3 protein-coding genes and 1 pseudogene are annotated in these 4,390 nt (G+C 41.9%); 3 read left to right on the top strand and 1 reads right to left on the bottom strand.

The window, feature by feature from the left end; all coding sequences use genetic code 11:
* Window positions 1-150 precede the first annotated feature (150 nt).
* The 3 genes and pseudogenes from abc-f (at window position 151) to E2L07_RS20135 (ending at window position 3,802) form a co-directional block, all read left to right on the top strand.
* Window positions 151-1,770 (top strand): ribosomal protection-like ABC-F family protein, encoded by a 1,620-nt coding sequence (gene abc-f, locus E2L07_RS20125; RefSeq protein WP_134230491.1) that lies wholly within the window; start codon window positions 151-153, stop codon window positions 1,768-1,770.
* A 222-nt stretch (window positions 1,771-1,992) separates the two neighbouring features.
* Window positions 1,993-2,532, top strand: a pseudogene (locus E2L07_RS20130) (RNA polymerase sigma factor).
* On the top strand, window positions 2,525-3,802 hold the full coding sequence (locus E2L07_RS20135) for a DUF4179 domain-containing protein (protein ID WP_134230492.1): 1,278 nt from the start codon (window positions 2,525-2,527) through the stop codon (window positions 3,800-3,802). The pseudogene E2L07_RS20130 and the gene E2L07_RS20135 overlap by 8 nt, the downstream one beginning before the upstream one ends.
* Before the next feature lie 312 nt (window positions 3,803-4,114).
* Here E2L07_RS20135 and E2L07_RS20140 read toward each other — a convergent pair.
* Window positions 4,115-4,390: integrase core domain-containing protein (locus E2L07_RS20140; protein WP_134229560.1), on the bottom strand; the 276-nt coding region annotated here is incomplete at its 5' end.

The raw sequence follows: 4,390 nt of genomic DNA on the forward strand, positions 1-4,390 counted from the left end.
TTTCTGGAATTGGGTGTGTGGTAACCTCAATTATCTACAGAAATCAGGGAGTGGCAATTTTTTTGCTTATAAAGCCCTCTAACATAGGATTTAATAGCCTATTTTTATATAAAGTTTTGACAATACGTCCCTTATGGAGGGAAGATAATCATGATTATATGTAGTTTGCAGCATGTGAAACAAATGTACGGAGCTCATACGGTTTTTCACGACATTTGTTGTGAAGTGAAAAAAGGGGAAAGAATCGGTATCATCGGCCGAAACGGGGAAGGAAAATCAACATTGTTACACGTAATGGCAGGGAAAGAGCCCCCGAGTAAAGGGACTGTGACTCGGAAAAAAGGTTTGTCCCTCGGTCTGTTAGAACAATTACCAAAGCTTGACCCTGAAAAGCAAGTTCGCGGACTTTTGCATGACGTGTTTTCCGACTTAAATGAACTGAAAGGAAAATTAGCTGAAATCGAACGAGCGTTAGCGGAAAATCCAGCCTCTCTAGAGCAACTTTTAGCAACATACGGATCGTTGCAGGACCAGTTTTTGCAATTAGGCGGGTATGAAATCGACAGCCGAATTAATCGCGTCGTGAGCGGCTTACAGCTTGTACATTTACTCGATAAAAAATGGCAAGAGTTAAGCGGTGGTGAACGAACGAAAATTGGGCTTGCCAGGCTACTCCTCAGATCGCCTGAACTGCTTTTGCTTGATGAACCAACAAACCATCTTGACTTATCTGCGATCGAATGGCTCACAGATTTTATCCGCCAATACGATGGTACCGTAGTCATTGTGTCTCATGATCGCTATTTCTTAGATGAGGTAACAACGAGTATTTTTGAGTTGGAGCATGGTGAACTTCACACGTATCAAGGGAATTACTCCAGCTATATGAAAGAGCGTGAAGAGCGGATTTTACGGGAATTTCAACACTATCAAGACCAGCAAAAGAAGATTAAGAAAATGAAGGAAACGATTAAACGATTAAAAGAATGGGCTAATCGTGCCAACCCGCCAAATGACGGCTTGCACCGCCGAGCCAAAAGTATGGAAAAAGCGTTAGCTCGGATTGAATTACTTAAAAAACCGATTTTGCAACATAAAAAAGTAGACTTGGACTTCCATATTCAAAATCGAAGTGGAACCGATGTGATCATGATGGAGAATGTAGCGAAAACATACGGTGAAAGGGAATTGTTTCATGACGTTCAGCTCCATGTACGCTTTCAGGAACGGGTCGCGATTGTCGGAGAAAATGGTAGTGGCAAATCAACGTTATTAAACATGATCCTTGGGAAACAACAGCCGGAGAAAGGGCGTATTCAGATTGGCAGCAATGTGTCTATCGGCTACTTATCACAGCACAACGAGGAAATGGACGGGAAGAAGACGATTTTAGAAGAATTTCGTGCCAAGGTAACAGTCACTGAAGGCGAGGCGCGACACATTTTAGCACGCTACCTCTTTTATGGAAACACCGTCTTCCGGAAAGTAAAGGACTTAAGCGGAGGAGAGCGGATGCGTCTCCAATTAGCCCAGCTCGTCCATCAGCGCCACAATTTGCTTATCCTCGATGAGCCTACAAACCATTTGGATATTGATTCAAGGGAAGTATTAGAAGAAGCTCTTTCTGAATTTCAAGGGACGGTCATTGCCGTGTCCCATGATCGCTACTTCCTCGATCGGTTGTTTCCTGTCACATACTGGCTAGCAGGTCACTTGTTGACGCGACATGAAGGAAATTATACCTTTGCGCGAGAGAAGAGGAAGTATTAATACGAGATCATGCGCATTTTTCCTAGATTTCTCGAAATGATGACGATACTTGAAGACTCCTTGTTTTACCCTTTCAACTATTCGTAAATAAGTAGTTTCCGTTTACTATTGACTAGAGGTGCGATTCATAGAAATTGCACCTTTTTTGCTAGGTTCATTATTTTTTTCTAAAATGAACTTTTTCTTATCGACATGACTCTTATTAGGGAGAGAGGTGAAGGAATGAATGTTGTGCGACTTGTGAAAAGAGCAAAAAAAGGAAATAAAGAGGCGCTGCTGCAGCTCGTGATGGCCGAAAAAGATCGCTATTACCGACTGGCTCTCACTTATATGGGGAGTCCCCATGATGCGATGGACGCCATGGAAGATATGATCGTTACACTGTATGAAACGATCGATCAGCTTCAAAAAGAGGATGCTTTTTATAGTTGGAGTAACACCATTTTAGTGAACCGTTGTAAGAGAATGCTTAGCAAACAACAGAAACTCATACACGCAAAGGAGTGAAATGAAGAGGAAACAAATAGATACTCGACTTTCATCGATCCATTTATACAACGTGAACAGCATCTCGATATTATGCGTTTACTAGACCATTTGAATGAACAGCAAAAAGAGGCGATTCAATTAAAATATTTTCACGATCTCGACTATCAAACGATTGCTAACATGACAAATGTCTCCGTTGGAACGGTCAAATCAAGAGTTTTTCAAGGATTAAAAAAACTACGAGAGCATGTTGGAGGTGATTACCATGAATGAGATAGAAAAACGATTGGCTGCTGAAAAGAAACGAATCGACGCCATCCACGCACCTGAACAAATCGAACAGCGGTTAAGGCGCGCGTTACGAGCAGCACCTTCAAGTAAGCAAAGATCCAAGATGTGGAAGTTTGCCGCCACTGCGTTATTTCTTTCCCTTCTTATCGGCACACAGTACAATGCGATTGCCTTTTACGGTAAGACACTGTTTGGCTTTGGAGAATTGACCAGTGATACGTTAGCTCGGCTCAACGAACAAGGGAAGGGACAAGCAATTGAAAAAGGGATGACTCTTCTAGATGGTACCGAATTAACAATTGAGGGGATCATGACAGACGCAAATCAACTCATCTTGTACTACCGTTTATTCAATTCAAAGGGTGTCGACGAGGAAACAAGCGACTTATTTAACACCCGCAACATAACTGGATTTTTAACGAATGCCCATGTAATTAGCGGAACATCAATCATGAATGACGATCGGACAGAGATAAAGGGGATATTGTCGTTTGAGCCAGTTAGTCCATTTTCCAAAAAGCTGACTTTGCATTTTTCCCAACAAGTAGGGAGTAGCCAGTATAGTGAAGAAGCCCTAACATTTCCATATTATCCTAATCAGGCAATGCCAACGATGTTAAAGCAGTCAATTAGACAAACGGTGGAAGTGGACAAAGGGATCATCAGCTTCCATTCGATCATCGCGACACCGACGATGACCGTAATCACCGGCTCCTTAAACGTAGAAAACTTTGATCGCGTATCCGACCTTAGCGGCATTCAATTAGTGGTGGACGGAGTTTCTATTGATCAAATCGGAAGTAGCATCGAGTCTTCCTTCAATGGAAGAAAGCTTGAATTAAAGTATGATGCCTTACCGGAAGAAATAGAGAATCTCGAGCTTATCGTTGAGGCATTTGCTGGATATGAGACTCTTGAAAAGAAAATTTCGCTTCCATTAAGAGATGAACGAGCAGAAATGCTTTCAGGAAAACAACTTTGGATTGATCCCTTGACAAGAACTTCCCAAGGGATAGAGCTCACCATCGCAACAGATGAAGATGTGATGCTAGATCAAGTATCGGTTGTAACTACCGAAGGGATCACTCCGCTGGAGACTACGCTTAATCAAACCTATATGGAACAAGATGGACAAAGCTTAAAAGTACGGACATTATGGTTTGAAACAAACGAACAGCCGGAAGAATTATTAATCGAAGGGATGCATTACATGAAACGATACGGTCACGTCATTGAAATTCCAATACAATAAGAAAAGGAGATAAATGCTACTTTTTTAATGGAGATCAAGCTTTTTATCGAATGTAGTCTTATTTGGTAGTGTCAAAACTTCTATGAAAACCTTATTTGGATCTAACACTACTACCATTTATTAGGTGGAAAGGCCGCGCTATCGCTCTTGACAAACACGCCAATGGTTTATTCAGAGGTCAATCAAGGGCGAAGGGAACAAAAGTAGGCATGCCAAATAACCCTTGACTTTTTCCATTTTAAACCATTGGCAAGTTCGGTTTGTCAAGAGTTCGCTTCGCCGATAGCTGAATAGGGCTCAGCTAAACAAAAGTTAGGCTGACTGTTGTTGTTGAATCCAGTCTTGAGCTAATCCAATAAGGGCTGTCCATCTCGCTGGCATGGTTGGTAGCTTTTCTAATTCTGGAATTGTGACTGGCACTTTACCTTCAAGTGAAGAATGTGGGCGCAAGAAGTTAAAGTAAGCCACAAACAATGTCACAAAAGAAACAGATCCCTGTTCAGAACCAAAGCCGTGCGTCGAACGATAATTCCCTTTAAACGTGCGATTTAGTCGTTCAATGATTTGCTTGAGAGGTCGATACTCTCT

The organism is Halalkalibacterium halodurans, from assembly GCF_004376175.1.
GTDB lineage: Bacteria > Bacillota > Bacilli > Bacillales > Bacillaceae_D > Halalkalibacterium > Halalkalibacterium halodurans.